We start from the raw sequence: 553 nt of genomic DNA, 5'->3' as shown, positions 1-553 counted from the left end.
GGCAGTACCGCCCCTACACAGCCCCAGTGCCAGCAGTTTGAGTCTATTGGTTACTTTCATGGTTCCTCTCTATATCGTTCCAATTTCGTTTCGGTAAAAGAACAGTGGCCCAGTGACTGTTCTGAGTTCCGGCGTTACTTGCTTTACTCTTGAGCAAATATGCTGCTTGAAAAAGTTGTGGTATCCGTACAAAGCTGGGCGTGTAAAAACGGAATAGATAATGAGGGTGATGGCCGCACCAGCGGCCCACCCGATCACGTCCGGAGAGATAAGTCCTGACACGTCTGAGATACGTTCTGGTTCAACCAAGCGGCACACCACCAGCACCCAGAACCACATTACCGGCATCACAAAGATCATCTTTCCGACGCAAGCAATGAGCACCTTCACCAAATTCAAGCTCTGCGCCCAGTAAAGCCACAACGCAGACAAGGATTGGCGACGTATCACCTGGTAGACGTTCAATGGGATGTCGCACAGATGCACCCCATCTTGATTTATAACGGAGTAGCTCATCCTCCCTCCCTATACCCGTTTCTGGAGGTTGCCGAAC

At 50.6% G+C, this 553-nt stretch carries 1 protein-coding gene; it reads right to left on the bottom strand.

Going from position 1 to position 553, the window contains the following annotated elements; genetic code table 11:
* Window positions 1-301: 301 nt before the first annotated feature.
* Window positions 302-553: hypothetical protein (locus tag R8N49_RS29565; RefSeq protein WP_318190751.1), on the bottom strand; the 252-nt coding region annotated here is incomplete at its 5' end.

The sequence above is a fragment of the Vibrio sp. 1978 genome (assembly GCF_033344345.1).
Note: the sequence above shows the minus strand (reverse complement) of the source record. Positions and strands in the feature narration are given on the sequence as shown.